We start from the raw sequence: 17,865 nt of genomic DNA, 5'->3' as shown, positions 1-17,865 counted from the left end.
TTTCTGTAGTGAAGGTAGGAAATTGGGCTAACAATTTTGCACAGGATTTAGTTGCTTTCGACAAATTGTCCAGTCCGACATTTTGACAGCTCAAAGCTAAAATTGCCCCCAATCTGGTTTAGCTTCTGCAACTGCAACGTTTTTATTTTTCGACTCCAGCGATTGTAGAAATTTCACTGTTGCAGACACATTAGAAAAGATCAGTACGCTTTCATCATAGTTCAAAACTGGGTTGTCGTGAGCAAAGCTTTTATTATTACGTATGTCATTAAATGCATCAATTACCTGAAAGGAAAATTGAACAATTTTCTCGGCCATTGGAGATGAAATCCATCCCTTCGCTTTAACAGCTTTCATGTATTTTCCAAATAATGCATTTACCGTATCATCTTTATCAAACGAAACTCCGTGACTTCTACATAGCTCCTTTAAGAACTTAATCATAAAGGTATGAAGCCTATCTAAAGCAGCCTCGGGTTGATTTTTTTCGATGCTTTCTTTAATCAATTTCGCCAGCTGATGGAAATCTTTATCATCATTATTAGCCTGAATTGCATCAATATTATCGACAACTCTGCCTTCAAGTAAGCGATTAGCTACCTTATCAAACTCTTCAGCTTCAGCAACATTTGTTTCACGTTCCTGTAGCCTATCTTCGGTGACCTTATATTGATATAACTCTTTAAATAGCTTCCCGACGACAACATCTGGTTCCAATTTCATGAAGGTTCGAAGGCGATTTGCTTTCGATGTACCACCTTCTTTATATTTTTTGACTGAGACATCAATACCTGTTGTACTAAAAACAAAATCTTGGAAAGTCCTATCCGAAAAATTAAGCACATATCCTGACCCCATATCCAGGAATGCTTCGATAGCCCTTTTTTCGATGAATGAAATTTCTGCCATGTTGAGTATTATAGTGAGCTTATAGATAGTGAATATCCCGTATTTCTATTGAAATCCACAAAACCTTGAAGAAGAAATAGAAACACAGCACTTATATGTTAATACACCATTGTTTGAAACCCCGCCGGGGGAGAAGGAGGGGCCCGCGGCGGCAGCGCCCCCTCGGCTTATCGGCAAATGCCAACCAAGAGCCGATTTGCGTCGAAAGTTATTCAAAAAAGGTCTTTTAGTTTATTAGGCTTGGGGCCGCGCATATATAAATCAAATGCTTTAACATCTTCTTCTGACATAGGGGTCGCCTTGATAAGACCGCGTACTTCATCGGCTATGTCGCGACGGCTGATATACCCAATAATAGCAGTTTCATTTTCTAGTTCGTAATCTAACGATCCACACCAGCGATTTATACGCCCATAACCAGGCATAAAAGCCACAGATTTAGGATTGCCTACTAACTCATGCTTTGCCATCAATACACGGATTGCCTCTAGTCTGCTATAAACAACATGAATGAGTCTTAGATCATTTTCTATCGCTCCAACAATAGACTTGTCTGCCAATACTTGCTTGAGCTGCTTTGCACGTCGTAGTCGTCCTTGTTGATTGTATCCCATTTCTTCGTAATATTTTATCTTTAACTCTAACCCTCCAGCTTTAGACCATTTGACGATTTCAGAAACTCGTTGCTTCCATGTTCTCATTAACTCATATATTGAAAAAATCCACATTTGAGATTGAGCAGACAGAAACATTGCCTCTAAAGGTGTTCTTTCTGTTTCGATCAGCTCAGCTAATATCTTGTATTCCAAATCCATCAAAAACAGGTCTACAAGTGCCAAATTATGAGCTTGCATACGAAGAAACGAATCGTCCTTAAAAAAAGTCAAACGGCCAAGAGCATTGACAAGTTCATATTGCTCAATTTCCTTTAACGGTCTGTAAACTGGAATATAAGTCTCTTCGTCGTAATCATAATTATCGTCTTTACTCATATAAAGCGTCTTAAAGTTGACTAAGCATAATTATTTCAAACTCCAACTCACTTTTTCTCAGATAAGTTATATGCAGTTCACATTCCTATTTGAAAAGTTGTAACTCGGCTTGAGCTCTTTCTAATAAATATTGCTGAACTCGGGCAATAATTTCCTTGCGAACCGGGTCGTTAGGGTAATTAACAGCGACTTTATACCAGGTGTTTTCTGTTGTTCTGTTCCATAGCGTGCCCAAAACCTTAAGAACATGTTCATCTTTGAATGTGTAATAGCCTTCTGCATGCATAATATTAGAAAGTCAAGATCTGTACGAAGTTCAGAATCTAGACCGTTCGCTTGAACATGTCTAAACAATTCTATCATGAAAGTATTGATAGCATGTTCTAAGCTTGGATCGGAACTAATCGTCTGACGATTCTCGTTCAAAAGGGTTCCTATGGTGTTAAATTTCCCAAGCTGTAATAGACTATAAATGGTCTCCTGACTGAGCGGTTCAGTAATGGGCCTAGAACAATTTAGTAATGATGGCTTAGGAAATTCTAAGCCATCATTACTAAATTATTTAAAATAATTACATAGGAGATAAGAAAAGAAAATTTTTGCTCAGATGGCCTTAAACTAAGTTAATAAAAGTATTTTTTTGCCAAAAAATTTAGCAAAAACTAATAATTTTAGCATTACTTTTGTTTCGATGAATAGGGTTTCGAAAAGTGAAGTTATCGCAAAACTTCAACGGGATATTTTGTGCTGGGAGGGTTTCAAACCGGCTAAGGCAATAGGTGCTGGCCTGATCGGACTGGGGCCTGTGGAAGCGGCGTTTCCAAACCAGATATTTCCTGTAGGAGCTGTTCACGAGTTTATCTGCGCAACGCAGGAAGATGCGGCTGCTACGGGAGGTTTCATCAGCGGGCTTCTGAAAACACTGATGAAAAATGGAAGCGGTTGTTTGTGGGTGAGCAAATCAAGGAAGCTGTTTCCTCCAGGATTGAGCCTTTATGGCATTAGTCCGGACAGAATCCTTTTTGTTGACGTGAATTCGGAGAAAGACATATTGTGGGCGACGGAAGAGGCCCTGAAATGTCAGGGAATGGCTGCGGTGATTTGCGAACTGGGGGAGGTTTCATTCAACCAGTCGCGGAGGCTTCAGCTGGTTTGTGAGCGAAGCAAAGTGACTTCTTTTATCATAAGGAGCGATCCTCAGAAAATAACTCAGACCGCTTGCGTTGCCCGGTGGTTGGTCACCTCTATCGCCAGTCAAACAAAAGGAGATCTTCCGGGCGTCGGTTTTCCCCGCTGGCGGGCAGAATTATTGAAAGTACGCAACGGAAATCCGGCAAGCTGTGAGGTAGAATGGTCGAAAGGGAAATTCAAGGTGTTCCAGCAGCAGGATGCTGTAGAAGCCTCTGTAAAACGGAAGTATGCATAGAAGGTATGTGTCTATTTGGTTTCCGTTCCTGCTGACAGACTGGTACGAGCGAAAGCAGCCTGCCAGCAAACGTATGCCACTGGTTTTTGTCATTTCGGATCATGGCAGGCTGATGGTCAGTGCCGCGAACGAGGCTGCCCGTAAGGCAGGCGTTGATATGGGGATGGCCGCAACGGATGCAAAAGCACTTGTTCCGGGGCTTCTGGTGGTGGACGAGCCTGCGGGCCAGAATGAAAAGTTACTCAGGGGGATAGGTGAATGGTGCATTCGTTTCAGCCCTGTGGTGGCCATTGATTTGCCGGACGGGCTTCTGATCGATGCCAGCGGATGTGCACATTTGTGGGCGGGAGAAGACAAATACCTTTCAGAAATAACATATAAACTCAATGCTTTTGGGTACACTAACCGCGTTGCCATCGCTGACACAGCCGGTTGCGCCTGGGCAATAGCCCGTTTTTCTGAGGGTCAGCGGATCGTTGTTCCGGGAGAACAGCTAAAGGCCTTGCTGCCTTTACCTCCGGCCTCCCTGCGTCCGGAGAAGGCTGTTGCTGAAAAGTTTTACAAGCTGGGTTTCTACCACATCAGTTCATTTATCCATTTCCCCAGGCCGATGCTGCGCCGGAGGTTTGGAGAACATCTGCTTCTGAGGATCGCCCAGGCACTGGGCCAGGCGGAAGAATATTTGCTGCCGCTGAAGCTTCAGAAAGCCTGGGAAGAGCGGCTTCCATGTCTTGAACCGATAAGTACCAGGGTAGGGATTGAGATCGCTGCCAGCACTCTGCTGGAAAAGCTTTGCAGCCGGTTAGCTGCACAGGGACTGGGAATCAGACAGGCTGTGCTCCGGTGTTACCGGGTAGATGGTGAACAGCAGCAGGTAGAGGTGGGTACGGGATTACCCTCTGACCAGCCCGGGCACCTCTTTAAGTTACTCGAACTCAAGATCGGCCAGATCGCGCCCGGACTTGGCATAGAACTATTTCTGTTGGAAGCAAGAAAGGTTGAAAAGATCAAGCCCGGTCAACATGCTTTCTGGTCTGATTCAGGACTGAACACTTCTGCCATTAGTGAACTCCTTGACCGCCTTGCAGGCAAATTCGGAGCAGATCATATTCACCGTTTTTTGCCGCAGGAGCATTACTGGCCGGAGCGGTCATTTGAGAGGGTGGATGACCTGAGGGCACAGCCGACCTCGGGCTGGCGGGAGGATATCACCCGTCCGGTATGGCTGCTAGGCAGGCCGGAACCGATCGAGGTGATGGCACCGATTCCCGACTACCCGCCCATTCTGTTTATTTACAAGGGAAGGCGGCACCAGGTTAAAAAGGCAGACGGCCCCGAACGGATAGAACGGGAATGGTGGATGGATGAGGGAGAACACCGGGATTATTTTGTGGTTGAGGACGAGGATGGAAAGCGTTACTGGCTGTTCCGCTCGGGTTATTATGACGGGAACAAAAAGAATCAATGGTTCATTCACGGGTTTTTCGCATGAGTTACGCAGAACTTCAGACTACAAGCAATTTTAGTTTTCTAAGGGGAGCATCACACCCCGAGGAACTCGTATTCCGTGCTGCTGAACTAGGTTATGCGGCCATTGCGCTGACCGATAGAAATACTCTTGCGGGTATCGTCCGTGCCCATGTAGCGGCCAAAGCAAAAGGGATTAAGTTCATTCCTGCCTGTCGCCTCGACCTCCAGGACGGCCCCAGTTTGCTTGCTTATCCTACAGATAAGGAGGATTACGAGCGTCTGTCCGGCCTTTTGAGCCTGGGGAACCTGCGAACGGAGAAGGGAAAATGCCTTCTTTTTAAGGCAGATGTTTACGCCTGCGGAGGACGGATATTATATGTACTGATCCCTCCTGAAAAGCTGAATGAAGATTTTGAGTTTGATCCCGCATTCACTTCCGGAATGAGAGAATATCAAGAGAAACTTGGCAGGAGACTGTATATCGCTGCAAACCGGCTGTATACAGGCCAGGATGTGAAACGCCTGTTCAGGATCAATGAAACAGGTATTCCGATGGTTGCTAGCAATGACGTTTATTATCATGAGCATGAGCGGCGTGAGCTGCAGGATGTGCTGACCTGCGTGCGGGAGAAGTGCACTATTTTTACAGCAGGTTACCGTCTGCATCAAAATGCCGAGCGGTTCCTTAAGCCGGTGGACGAAATGGAACGCCTTTTTCTGCAATATTCCCATGCCCTGGAGCGTACACTGGAAATTGCCGGGGCCTGTACTTTTTCACTTAGCGACCTTAAATATGTATATCCCGAAGAAATTTGTAGTCCGGGAAAAACGCCTTATCAGGAGCTGAAGGAGTTGACCTGGAAGGGTGCGCGGGAGCGCTACGGAAAGCAAGTTCCTGAAAAGGTAAGGGACTTGCTGGAAAAGGAACTTCAGTTCATTGAAAAGCAACAATACGAGAATTACTTTTTAACAGTTTACGATTATGTACGGGAGGCGCGTGACAGGGGGATTTTATGTCAGGGTCGCGGATCTGCCGCCAATTCGGCGGTATGCTATTGTCTGGGGATTACTTCGGTCGATCCCATGAAATTCAAACTTCTGTTCGCCAGGTTTATGTCGGAGGCACGGAACGAGCCACCAGACATTGATGTGGATTTTGAGCACGAGAGGCGCGAAGAAATTATTCAGTACATCTATAACAAATATGGAAGGAACAGAGCCGCAATCGTTGCTACTGTCACCCAGCAGCGTCGGAAGGGGGCCATCCGTGACGTAGGAAAAGCAATGGGCCTTTCAAAAGACACTATTGACCGGCTCTCGGGGGCGATCTGGGATTCTCCGGACGGATTCGAGGAGCAGCGGATCGCTGAGCAGGGCCTCAATCCCAGCGAGCCTGCGCTGTTAAAAGTATTGCAGCTTACCAGCCAAATGATGGGGTTTCCGCGTCAGCTTGGTCAGCATACGGGAGGATTTATCATAACCTCCGGAAAACTCAGCGACCTGTGTCCAATCCTGAATGCACGTATGGAGGACAGGACAAATATAGAATGGAACAAAGATGATATTGAAGCACTGGGTTTTCTGAAAGTAGATGTGCTTGCACTGGGGATGCTGACCTGTATCCGGAAGGCATTTGATCTGGTAGAGAAACACTACGAACTTCATCTTACCCTTGCCAATATTCCGCAGGATGATGTAAAAGTATATGACATGATCAGCGCCGCTGACACAATCGGAGTTTTTCAGATTGAGAGCCGGGCGCAAATGAACATGCTTCCGCGAATGAAACCCACCTGTTTTTACGATCTGGTTATTGAAGTGGCTATTGTCCGGCCAGGGCCGATACAAGGCAACATGGTTCATCCTTACCTGAAACGCCGTACGGGAGAAGAAACGATAGAGTACCCTTCGAAAGAGCTTGAAGAAATCCTTGGGCGAACTTTGGGCGTTCCCCTATTCCAGGAACAGGCGATGGAAATTGCTATTGTGGCGGCTGGGTTTACACCTGCTGAAGCGGATTTGCTGCGGAGAAGTATGGCAACATTTAAGTTTAAAGGCCTTGTTAGTGAATTTGAAAAGAAGTTAGTAACCGGAATGATTAATAATAATTACACCGAGGATTTTGCCAGACGTGTGTTCAAACAGCTTGAAGGATTTGGGAGTTACGGATTTCCCGAGAGTCATGCAGCCAGCTTCGCGCTTCTGGTTTATGTTTCGTCCTGGCTGAAATGCTATTACCCTGATGTTTTTGCTGCTGCCCTGTTAAACAGCCTGCCGATGGGCTTTTATCAGCCAGCCCAAATCGTGATCGATGCAGAAAAACACGGTGTAAAAGTTCTTCAGCCGGATATTAATTACTCGGCATGGGACAATACGCTGGAAGAAAAAAAAGAACGGTTTCACATCCTGCGGCTTGGATTTCGTCAGATTAAGGGGATGAGGGAGGAAGATGCGGACACCCTGATAAGGGGGCGTGGACCAGGATATAAAAACATCAACAGCATGATGTCGGCAGGCCTGGGCCTGGCCGCGCTTGAAAAACTCGCCGATGCAGATGCCTTTCGGTCAATCGGGATGGATCGCAGAAAGGCCCTTTGGGAAGTATCATCCCTGCACGACCGTCCTATGGCCCTCTTTGAGGGGCAGCCATCAGAAAGTTGCCGGGAGGAGCAGATTAGTCTACCTTTTATGAAAGAGTCTGAACATGTCGTACATGATTATGCCACTACGGGACTTTCTGTAAAGGCCCATCCTGTGACATTCATCCGTGAACAACTTAGCCTGCTGCATATTCTTTCGACGCAAGCTGTAAAGGAGGAAAATGAAGGCAAATATGTAAAGGTCGCCGGACTCGTTTTAGTTCGTCAGCGCCCCGGCACAGCCAAGGGGGTATGTTTTATCACGATTGAGGACGAAACCGGATTTTGTAATCTGGTGGTATTTGCCAATTTGTTCGATCGTTTCCGCAAAGAGATCCTCCGTTCAAAACTGCTGATGGCGGAAGGAAGAATTCAAAAGCAGGATAATGTCGTGCATCTGATTGTTGAAAAATGCAGCGATCTTACGGGCTTATTACGTAAACTGACAGCAGACGAGCGTGATCCGGCTGTATCAACGCCTTCACGCGCAGATGAAAAAGGCGGTTCTTTCATTGCCGTTAACCATTCAGTGCGGGATGGAGAAAATTCATCAGGGCAATCGATACCTAAAGCCAGGGATTTCAGGTAATTCGTTACCATGTCAGATTTTTGAAAAAGCCATGCCTGCGATGGACGAAGGCACAGCACCTAAACCAGATCACTGATAAAGGCAAAAATATGTTGCAGTCTTTAAATATAAATGATCCGGCATCAGACCGGTCTCATAATCGTTTCAGCCTTCATTCTGATATTTTTAATTTATAGAATGTTCCAAGTCGAGAGGAGCTTGCTAATCAATTTTAAGTGAAACACCATGTGGCTTTATTATTCCGGGATGAGAGCAATGAGGCCTTGTTGAATAAGGACATATTCAGATTCGCTAATTTGAAAGTCAATTGGAGCATAGCGATGGAAAAAATTCGAATAACTTTCTTGATTCAAGGGATTCTTCCTCCACAAGAGTATGCAAAGGATTTGTACTATCTGGATGCAAAGGGGCGATCTGTTTCAATGTTTATGATTTTCTTTCTTTATAATTTTTTGGTCAATGCAGGTATTACCTGTTAATGCTAAAGTTCTACTCGAGCTAAAAGATTAATAGATCCTTAAACTAAATTATTAACCGTCTATCATTGAGTTGGATGTCGTAAGTTTCACAAGCGTTTTACTTTATTTTTTAGAGGAAGAGTACTTTTTTCATTTTGTTCCTACTATACCAGCTGCATAGACAGCTCGGGAGCAAGTAAAAAAGATGTTGTTAACTATTTCTTCCTCAAAATAAACATGTGACAGAAGCCATAACGTGATATGACTTCTCTTTAGTTAGTGTAACACGGATGGAACAATTTATGAAATTTTTTACAATGTATGCTTCCTACAAAAGAGATGACTTGATCTACATATTCCGACAGGAGAGGCCTCCTTAATGGTAATAGAGCTGAATAATAATTTATAGGGATCGGTCGACACCGATCCCATTCATTTCCTATGCCAACTTTAGAGTTACATACAGATTGCAGAGAAAAACCTAACAAATATAATTACTTACAGCCGCTGCGAAAGTGGCTGTATCAGATTGCCGTCAGAATTGTTTTTACTGTCAAAATAAGTATTTGCCCAATCAACGATATACTGCAGAGTTGGTGGCGCTATATCTGGGCATTGGTCAATTAAATCACATAATGCTAAAGGTCTTGCTAGCCGAAGAATTGTCCCCCCTAAGTCAATAACCAGTATGCCGGTTCCTACCTCCTGTGAGGCAGCAACGGGTATCCCGAAAAACGTGCCTTTACGGCACCTGGATCGCTTAGAGTGAGACATAACGAATAAAAATAGATAGTTTGGCCGCCTACGGCGTGCGGGTTTAGCTCCAATCTTAAATGAAGATAGTAAAAAAAGTCCAAAACGGCAAACAAACGTCCAAAACGGCGAAATTTTGTCATAATTGACGTAAATACGCCATTGTAGGCGAATATTAACCGGTTGTGACTGTTTATTGCCATTGACGGCTTAAATTGTACCGTATTGAAAAAATCTTTATAGTTTGAGCAGTAAATCAACAGGGTTGGACGATACCAATAAAATAACAAGATACAAACTGTCTAAAAATGGAATCGCGGATAAAACGATTCAGACTATTCAACAATTCTTTTCAGTTGTTGAAAGAAAGGATATTATAGAGGACACTACTATCAAGGAACACAAATTACGCAATAGAATTGCAGATGTCGGTAAGATGAATTTGGATGAAATTGAAGAAATCGCCGCGGCTATGAGTAGTGCCAGTGATGAGGATTACGTAAAGTTAGTTTTGTTTTTAAGATATGCCAGAAAAGCACAGAAGGCTCCAAAGAAAAGGCAAAAGAAGTAGTTTATGGCTGCTGAAGATCCTAGGTATAGAAAAACCACAGCGCCCCTCAGGGCGCCGCGATTTCTTGAAAATCCTGATCAGTTGCAGTTAAACTGCAGGAATTCTTCTCCTTTTTTACTTACTTCCATGCAAATGTTAAAAGCGTTTTGAGTTTTGATTTGTGCATTACCACCCAGTAATATAGATTTTACCTTATCCTCAGTAGTTTTATATTTCCTTACATTCTGGAAAAAACCGGTTACTGCGTTGTAAGCTCCGAATACGGTTCCTTCAGTGGTTTCCATCTGCTGTGTATGGTTGCTCATCCCGTATTCGTACGCAGCGTCTACCATGTTGTTAAAAGTGGAGGTGAGGGTGTCCATCCGATCCGCTTTAACATTCGCCAGTACCTCCCTACTTGGGGCTAATGCCAATTGAATCAATTTTTTCACACCGGCGTCTGATATACGTGACTTTGACCACTGGTTGAAAACTCCCTCCATTTCTTTAGAAAGGTTATTTGAAATACCCATCAGGCGATGGGCTTGCTTAAGGCGCTCTTGTACGTTGGCTGTATGACGAATTTTAATGGTATTGGTCATGTTTGCCAGTGCTGCCCGTAATGTATTTGCACAAACTATGCGAACGGGTGTGAACGCCGCTGTGATGCTGCCGCTTCCATCATGGCTGGTTGTTAAAAATAGATATTTTTCAATCAGATCATCGTTGCCGACTTTGATGTAACCGGGAAGTTTTGCAGTAATAAATATACGCTCTCCTTTTCCTAGTCCTCCGGCAGTTTCGTACTGTATGCCGTCGCCGCCAACGATCGCGTCAAAGAAGGCAAATGCGTCCGTATTTTGGACGATATGGTAGTCTTTACCAACTACCCCTAGCACCGCGTTGTTATCTTGTCTAACGGTTGCAAAATAGTCAGGTACGGTTATGTTAGGAATCGTCATCTCCCCTGCTCCTTCATCTTGGGAACTGGATACATTACCCGTGAAAATTGGCCTCTTTTCTACGGTGAAGTCAAGGTGTGCAAATTTCAGTGCTTCTGCACTTGTCGGATAATCCTGAACTATCTGGCCCAATCCGTGCCATGCTATCTCTTTTACTGAAAAAAAGCTGTGCTGTCCTGTGGTCTCGTTGAAATTCAGTTCGTGTGCCATGTTAATAATTTTTTAGTAATGAAAAATTCTTTCTCTTCTTTTTCCCCGATTGAACCCTGTTTTGGAAGGAAAGCGGTTAAAAGACGGCAATCAGAACTGGTTAGGTAAGATTATGGAGAGCTATAAAGTTCCGTCAGGATGACGGCGAGGTACGAGACGGCATTTATGCGCTCGGAATAAGCGGCCTGACCTAATTTCGCAAGTCCTTTAGCCGCCTTCCTTCCAAACAGGATTTCAGGACTAATCAAGCTTATTAGCAGGGCATTCACGGTGATGAAGGCAACCAGGATTTAGGTGTGATTTGCAGAAAGCTAAAACGGATAAATTTCAAGCCGCGCAGATGGCGTAAATTGAATAGCAGTTTTTGATGCTGAGAAATCAAACTGCGTTAACACGATGTTAACTGGCATTAACGAAGCAATTGGTAACTTTGTCAAATCAGAAAAATTGGAACTTTAGCAATCCTTTGAATTTCGACCAAAACATCAACTCGTTATGTTTAAACCCTCAATTCTGGTTTCTCGCCTGGCTGTTATTTTTCAACAGGTAAAGAGACTTGGTATTAGCGAAGAATTACCAGAAGAAAGAGTAAGGCAAGTTGTCTTCGTCAATACCCTGAATATAACGCTTGGCTTACTGATCTTAACTATCGGCCCGCTTTTTTCAATTTTGACCAAAAGTCCTTACATTATAGTACCTGCAATTATAGAATTCACGCTGGTCTGCCTGACCTTTCATTTAAACGCTGTTAAGAAGTATGACGGTGCAGGTTTAATGACCTATATGGTTCAATGTCTGGCTGTATCTTATTTCGGATTATTAATGCGCAAGTATATTAACCTGGAAGCACTGATAGTGTGGTTAAACGCCATTAATTTTCTGGTCTTTTATCAAAAAAGGGAGCGACGTTATGCATCGGTTGCCGCGGTGGGTACGCTTATTTTACTGGAAATTTTCCACTTTATTCCATTGAATGTAGATCCTTTCAATATTTCCTTTGGAGCGGGTATTGTTCTGCGCGAATCCTCACTGTTTGGTATTATATTCCTGACATTTTTGATCAGCCGTCCTTTAGTGTCTCAATATGATCGCAATCCTGGTTTGAACAAAACAATTTATCACAACAGACTTTTTATCGCCGCACTTAATCATGAATTAAGAACTCCCTTGAATGCCATATTTGCAAACGCCATCAGGATACAGGAAGAACTTACGGAGAGCAGAAGCAGCGATAAAATGGAAGAGGCGGTGAATGATCAACTCACGGCACTAAGGGATATCAAAGGTTTGATCAATGATATCCTGACGCTTTCAGAATCGCAATTGAACAATGGCTTAAAAGTCATTACGTTTTCAATGGCTGAAAGGGTTGCAGACCTTAATAATTTAATCCGATCCTTGTTGAAAGAAAAAGATCAGAAGTTGGTTGCCAACATTTGTGATATGCCACAGGCCGTACAAGGTTTTCCTAATATCATACATTCTATAATGATCAATATGGTCGGTAACGCTAATAAATATGGAAACAATAACAGTGAGATAATATTAACGATAAGGAATAATGGTGACGGATATTTCACCCTTTCTGTCAGTAGCAAAGGGCCCAATATACCTAAAGCTACTCTTAGTAATCTAATGAAACCTTTCAAAGCAGACCGCACAGGTAAGAAGGAAAGTTCAGGATTGGGTGGGGCAGTAATTCATATGTTTGTACAACAATTAGGAGGAACATGGGGTATCAGCAGTGAAAACAATATTACCACAATTTTTGCCAAATTGCCTTTTATCAAAGGAAATACTGAAGACATTCCCAAAGTCGATGATGTCAAAATGATTCAATTGGATAATTACAGGGTATATGTTGCCGAAGATGAGGCCATGAGTGCCTATGCGTTGAAAATCCTGCTGACCCGTTTAAATGCAACCGTTCACTGCTTTTCCGATGGAAGCGAACTAATAAATGCTATGGAAAAAAAGCCCGCTGATCTAATCTTTTTAGATTATAATATGCCAAATTTGAATGGTCCGGCAACTTTGGAGATCCTGAAGAAAGACCAGCGGTGGAGAGATATTCCAGTGATCATGGCAAGCGGTGAGCGTGTAAGTTCAAATCATGGGAGTTCATTCCAATATAATGCTGACGCTTACATCAATAAACCGATTGACTTCAATGAATTTTATTCAGCAATATTGTCAATCCAGAAAATGATCATTGATCAGACGATAGCGGTTTGATGAATAGTTGTTTCCTCCCAGATGGATAACTCTCTTTTATAACGGGTGGTTGAAATCTGCCATATCCAGCTGGCCATGACTACCCGGTTGAGTCCAATGAGGTAGTTTTCCAGCGCGTCAACTTTTGTTCTGGCATCCGGCAGGCACAGATAACCCCGCATCTGAATTTCCTGAGAAAGCTCCAGATATTCCGACAGTAAGTCACATACAATTTTGGCGCCCAACTGTAAAGTCTGTTCTATGGTAAATGAAGGATTATTTAACGCGATGATTGCAACCAGATTACAGTCCGATTGGTGATCGATCACCTCTTTTTCAAAAGAAAAAAGGTCATTCATCAAGGCTCCAATTGCAGACACGACAAAATTCAGCCGATCAAATTGTTCTTTCAAGCCGACTTTTTCCATCCAAATGGTGTTTAAAAACTGGCCTTCCGCATATTCCAGAAAAGTTAGGGTATGTGGCATACCGCTGATATGGCAGCGCCGTTTGATATATTCGTCCACCGTTAAAATTTTGCCTAGCTGGTCTGCGTTGAGATCTTTATGAGTGATTTTAACATGGTAGTTGTACAACCTGGAGAATTTCTGATACCAGGCTGCGGGACTGGTCCTTTTGAATTCCAGCATCATTTCCCGTGTAGCCAATTCAATAGGATGAGCATTAACATGTGAATTCATAATGCCGGTATCTTTTGAGATTTTTTTGATCACCCGTTGAGCTATAGCCTTTTCGTCCGGATTCAATCCTGCGAATAGCTCCCTGCCCCAGGTATCGTTAAGCCAAAAATCTATGGCGCAATTTTGCAAAAGCGGTTTCATTCTAAATTCGTGACCAGACGGGAAAAGGTAAATTGCACAGGTAACATATTGTGCGGCAGTATCCAACCATATTCCGTACTTGTCGCAAAAGAGCTTAGCCCCATAAAGTAATTCGTTCTTTTTCGGGTGTGGATAGAAATTGGTACAATAATCCTTCAGATTGAAATCACCAAATGAAAAAGCCCGAAGCAACGATAGTTTTTGGGTCTGTGTGTTGAGATAAGCGTCGTAGTGACCTTTAAATTCTACAAGGAAAGAGTCGCGCAGCAATTTAATTGCTTTCTTCATAGTGAAAAGTTTAGATGTTAGGATAAATTATGATTAAGAAATGTACAGAAATTGTGGCCCCTTAATGATTGCAAAAATGAAACAATGAGTAGCTATATCATTGATAAACAGATAGAAAAAAAATAGAAAAAAAGCCATTAATATATAAGTGCAAGAGGGTTAAAAACATGCGAATATTATACACAAGAAGCACTTCTAATTAGCTGGTTGCAGCAAACAAATTAAACTGAGTAGGGTAAGGCGACCTGTGCATTTTGGAATGGCGGTGTAATGCGCATTGTATTTCCTTCGGCAGGATAATAACCTAGCTACCCGTAAGTGTTCTATTAGCGAAAAAGCCCATCAGTATACTTTGGCATGATTGGGTTCCTTCAATGCCACAGACCTGAACATCCCGTTCGCTATTTTAAATGTTGGTTTATTAGGTGAAATTAGTTTTTGGGCTGGATGGTTCGTCTTGACGATTTCTTTCCCGATTTCAATAGTCTTTAACAGTAATCTTAAATTACTAGCAACTCCCTCTATGAGAAAATTAGCCCATTCTTCATTAACAGCAATGCGCTTTAGCTCCTCCAATTTTTCTGGTTGACATTGACGCATACCTGACAAATCCTGTACGCAGATTTGGTGGTCCGTGCTATTGGGTAATTACATGAGATTTGCTGATCATGAATCCAGTTGAAACTCCGATCTATCAATCGGCATTTCAAGTAGCGCATTAGGAATTGAACCGGAAATCCTTGGCGAAAGAGAGATTGAGGGGAAAGGACCTGGTCGAAGGCAATGCCAAAGATTCAACTAAAAAGAGAAGACAATGCTGCCTTCTCTTTTTTAGTTTCTAGAAACCGATCTTCTGGTCGGCTCAATTTGCTTTCGTAATTTGTTAACTTTAAAGACACCGGTAAACCAAATATAAGTCGTTCATTTAACCCAGACGGTTAACATTTCGTTAATTGAGGAAATAGGAAAGACTAGATAAGAGGAATTACATACTGCAACAATGTGGTAGATAATTACAACATTGGGACACCGTCTCCTACAATGAAATCATCTTCAACTATTTTCCTCGTCTTTTTAGGATCTCCGGTATTAGCTTCATTAGTTGCTGCATTTCCACAATACGATCTTCAAACAGACCCCGACCAATAATGAGGTTGCTGTATGTTGCTAGCTTCGCTGCTGCCTCTCGGTTCCACGTATTGATTTGCGTGGGATGCAAATCATACTTCTTAGCTAGTTCTTCAACTGTACTACGCTCTTTTAAGGCTTCCATAACCACTTTCGCTTTGAAGTCTCCAGTGAATTTTCTTCTTCTCTGCTCTGTTATTCTTTTGGCAATTTAAGATGTTTTTTGCAATCTTAATTACCGGTCTAAATTTCAGATACCATTATAGTTTTTATTTAAACATAAATCTCTAAAGGGTTTAAATTTCTGTTATTCAGAATTTAGAATTACCATTTCCATTTTCTCCAGGGATCTTCAAAATTATCTCGTAACAATCCCTTTGTTAAGGGGAGCTCAAAAGCCGGAAGAATTGAAGGATCTATTGCAAATACGGTTCCTAATGAAACAATCCGTATATCTTTTTTTTCAACCTCTTCTCCATCGAGGTGGTACATTTCCCAATAATTGTCTTCCCACCTCGCAATTTCTGTGAGAGGTTCCCCTTGTAAAAAATATATGTCGGTACCAACCTTTGACTCTTTAGGCACATTATATTCCCATTCCTTGACGATCCATTGCCATACAGGTTCATTTTTAGTGCTAAATTCCTGAGTCATATCAGGGATATCCAGTGTATAATGTTTCTTATCCGGAATAATCTGAAAAGCATAAACCTTTTCTGTCTTATAATAATCATATACACCTAACATCAATAATTTACTCCAAGATTTGTCAATCAGGGAAAGAGAAAATTCACCCAAACCATCAAGAGTAATAGGATCGAAATTTTTACCCTCTCTCTCAATTAATTTAACAGAAATTCCCTTTAGGAGATTATCGACTTCTTCTCGCATGTAAAATACCCCTCCGGCAAATAGTAATTCAAAATTATACTTCTCACTTAGACCAATTGTATAAGCGAATCCAGGACTAATATCGGGCATAACATAAGTTATGTGATATCCAAATTTTTCAATGCCAGATCTTATGCTCTGGATAAATATTTCTTTATTCATTAGCTATGCAATTTAACATGACATGGTTTACAAACTGCTTTTACTTCCTCAGGAGTTGATCTAGCTCCATCTGCGTGTCGTTTAACATGATGAAATTCCATATCTTTCTTCTCTGTTTTTGCGTCACAATTTGCACACCCTCCTTTCTGTTCTTCATAAATTTGGGCTTTCTCTTTTTCAGTCACATTTCTTTTGGGATCTCTTTGATCTTTAGGAACGCTCCCCTTTCCTTTTGGAGGCTTAAGTAAATTTCCTTGCCACTCTTCTTCAACATTTTTTATTGGTTTGACTAGATTAACTAACGAAGTCGCAGAGGTTAAAGTTCCCTGTATAGTAACAGGATTACTTCTATTGTAATCAGTACTTTCTTTAGATTAAATTATATCCTTCTTAACTTTAATAATCGAATAGTGATTCCCGAACAACTATGAATGAGCCAGGCATGCCTCTTTATAATCCCACAAATTTTTCAATTTCCCCTGTTCCAAATACTCTTTAATGGGAATGTAGGATATAGTAGCAGGAACATCTACTGATATATAACCTTCAAGATGACTACCCTCCCAATCACACCCTAAAGCCACCAATTCCTCACCGATTCTACTTACACCATTCTTATCATAAATAATCATCTGTATTGTACTATGACCTGAAGGCTCAATCAATTCATCAAAATACATTTCTCCTTCTTCTTCATCGATACTTACTATATCTCCATATGCAATATTACCTGCAAAGAAGGGAACATTGAGGATTTTATAATAGTCTCCTACTTTTTCTGCCCATACACTCTCAATTTTTATATTACCATCAAAATCTTTATATACTAACTTAATTTTGACATCAGTATTATTGCTTTGATTTAGGCTCATCTTTTATTAATTTCCTTTTGATTTATCATGATAAAACCCTGTCATGTTAAAAGGCAGCTCAATTGAGCCGCCTTTGTTATTTATTCCTTAAATATCACCTTTTTTCTATCATTAATATTTCCCTATAAGTATTTATCTAGTTCGGCGTTAATCGCTTGCATAAAAATATCAACATCAACTACCACGGATGCACCATTAGGCATTGGCATTACACCAATCTTTTGATTCTTCTTTTCACAATCAGGAATATACAACTCAATAAAATCATCTAATGTTATAGAGGTGGGCTTATAATCAGGTCTCCCATTATCGCAAAATACCTGGACATATTCTTCATGGGGCCATAATGGGAAAACCTCATTATCTTCATCATCTCCCATTAATAAAAATTCATTATTATATTCAGCAACCCATACTTCCTCATTGCCTGCTATTCGTTTAATAGCATATTCAAAGCGGGTTTTCGTATCCTGTTGAAGAACCGATTCAATTTCTTTTTTTGACGGCATA

General features: G+C 41.9%; 15 protein-coding genes. 5 read left to right on the top strand and 10 right to left on the bottom strand.

All coding sequences use genetic code 11. The features are described from left to right. Window positions 1-96: 96 nt before the first annotated feature. From U0033_RS13520 to U0033_RS13510, 3 genes are all read right to left on the bottom strand, one after another. On the bottom strand, window positions 97-909 hold the full coding sequence (locus U0033_RS13520) for an abortive infection family protein (RefSeq protein WP_072365634.1): 813 nt from the start codon (window positions 907-909) through the stop codon (window positions 97-99). Between the two features lie 212 nt (window positions 910-1,121). Next, window positions 1,122-1,901 carry a hypothetical protein gene (locus U0033_RS13515; RefSeq protein ID WP_072365636.1) on the bottom strand — a complete coding sequence of 260 codons (780 nt, stop codon included), beginning with the start codon at window positions 1,899-1,901 and terminating at the stop codon, window positions 1,122-1,124. Window positions 1,902-1,986: 85 nt separating this feature from the next. Beyond that, entirely contained in the window at window positions 1,987-2,187 is a 201-nt protein-coding gene (locus U0033_RS13510; RefSeq protein WP_072365638.1) for a hypothetical protein, read from the bottom strand. A 354-nt stretch (window positions 2,188-2,541) separates the two neighbouring features. On the opposite strand from U0033_RS13510, the gene U0033_RS13505 reads away from it, so the two are divergent. The 4 genes from U0033_RS13505 (at window position 2,542) to U0033_RS13490 (ending at window position 9,807) form a co-directional block, all read left to right on the top strand. Next, window positions 2,542-3,327: an ImuA family protein gene (locus U0033_RS13505; protein WP_245801873.1), complete on the top strand. Its 786-nt coding sequence runs from the start codon at window positions 2,542-2,544 to the stop codon at window positions 3,325-3,327. After that, on the top strand, window positions 3,320-4,819 hold the full coding sequence (locus U0033_RS13500; RefSeq protein WP_072365642.1) for a Y-family DNA polymerase: 1,500 nt from the start codon (window positions 3,320-3,322) through the stop codon (window positions 4,817-4,819). Before U0033_RS13505 ends, U0033_RS13500 begins: the two co-directional genes overlap by 8 nt. Continuing rightward, on the top strand, window positions 4,816-8,025 hold the full coding sequence (locus U0033_RS13495; protein ID WP_072365643.1) for an error-prone DNA polymerase: 3,210 nt from the start codon (window positions 4,816-4,818) through the stop codon (window positions 8,023-8,025). The genes U0033_RS13500 and U0033_RS13495 overlap by 4 nt, the downstream gene beginning before the upstream one ends. A gap of 1,455 nt (window positions 8,026-9,480) precedes the next feature. Further along, entirely contained in the window at window positions 9,481-9,807 is a 327-nt protein-coding gene (locus U0033_RS13490) for a hypothetical protein (protein ID WP_143150948.1), read from the top strand. 77 nt (window positions 9,808-9,884) lie between these two features. On the opposite strand, the gene U0033_RS13485 is transcribed toward U0033_RS13490, so the two are convergent. After that, a complete protein-coding gene (locus U0033_RS13485) occupies window positions 9,885-10,958 on the bottom strand; it encodes a DUF932 domain-containing protein (protein ID WP_072365651.1) in 1,074 nt (357 codons plus the stop codon). A gap of 495 nt (window positions 10,959-11,453) precedes the next feature. Here U0033_RS13485 and U0033_RS13480 point away from each other — a divergent pair, with 495 nt between their 5' ends. Beyond that, entirely contained in the window at window positions 11,454-13,193 is a 1,740-nt protein-coding gene (locus tag U0033_RS13480) for an ATP-binding response regulator (protein ID WP_072365652.1), read from the top strand. Here the strand turns inward: U0033_RS13480 and U0033_RS13475 are convergent. The 6 genes from U0033_RS13475 to U0033_RS13455 all read right to left on the bottom strand — a co-directional run bounded on the left by U0033_RS13475 (window position 13,175) and on the right by U0033_RS13455 (window position 17,864). Further along, window positions 13,175-14,302 (bottom strand): terpene synthase family protein, encoded by a 1,128-nt coding sequence (locus U0033_RS13475; protein WP_072365654.1) that lies wholly within the window; start codon window positions 14,300-14,302, stop codon window positions 13,175-13,177. The genes U0033_RS13480 and U0033_RS13475 overlap by 19 nt on opposite strands. Before the next feature lie 1,057 nt (window positions 14,303-15,359). Then, window positions 15,360-15,575 carry a hypothetical protein gene (locus U0033_RS13470; protein WP_072365657.1) on the bottom strand — a complete coding sequence of 72 codons (216 nt, stop codon included), beginning with the start codon at window positions 15,573-15,575 and terminating at the stop codon, window positions 15,360-15,362. Window positions 15,576-15,754: 179 nt separating this feature from the next. Then, window positions 15,755-16,483 (bottom strand): DUF4262 domain-containing protein, encoded by a 729-nt coding sequence (locus tag U0033_RS13465; RefSeq protein WP_072365659.1) that lies wholly within the window; start codon window positions 16,481-16,483, stop codon window positions 15,755-15,757. Further along, entirely contained in the window at window positions 16,483-16,584 is a 102-nt protein-coding gene (locus tag U0033_RS33300) for an HNH endonuclease (RefSeq protein ID WP_407654243.1), read from the bottom strand. Before U0033_RS33300 ends, U0033_RS13465 begins: the two co-directional genes overlap by 1 nt. A gap of 324 nt (window positions 16,585-16,908) precedes the next feature. Further along, window positions 16,909-17,355, bottom strand: coding sequence for a DUF4265 domain-containing protein (locus U0033_RS13460; protein ID WP_083571881.1), 447 nt, complete (start codon window positions 17,353-17,355; stop codon window positions 16,909-16,911). Window positions 17,356-17,477: 122 nt separating this feature from the next. Further along, the gene (locus tag U0033_RS13455; RefSeq protein WP_072365662.1) at window positions 17,478-17,864 is read right to left on the bottom strand and encodes a DUF2750 domain-containing protein; all 387 of its coding nucleotides are present in this window, start codon (window positions 17,862-17,864) and stop codon (window positions 17,478-17,480) included. Window position 17,865 lies beyond the last annotated feature (1 nt).

It is taken from the genome of Chitinophaga sancti, assembly GCF_034424315.1.
GTDB lineage: Bacteria > Bacteroidota > Bacteroidia > Chitinophagales > Chitinophagaceae > Chitinophaga > Chitinophaga sancti.
Note: the sequence above shows the minus strand (reverse complement) of the source record. Positions and strands in the feature narration are given on the sequence as shown.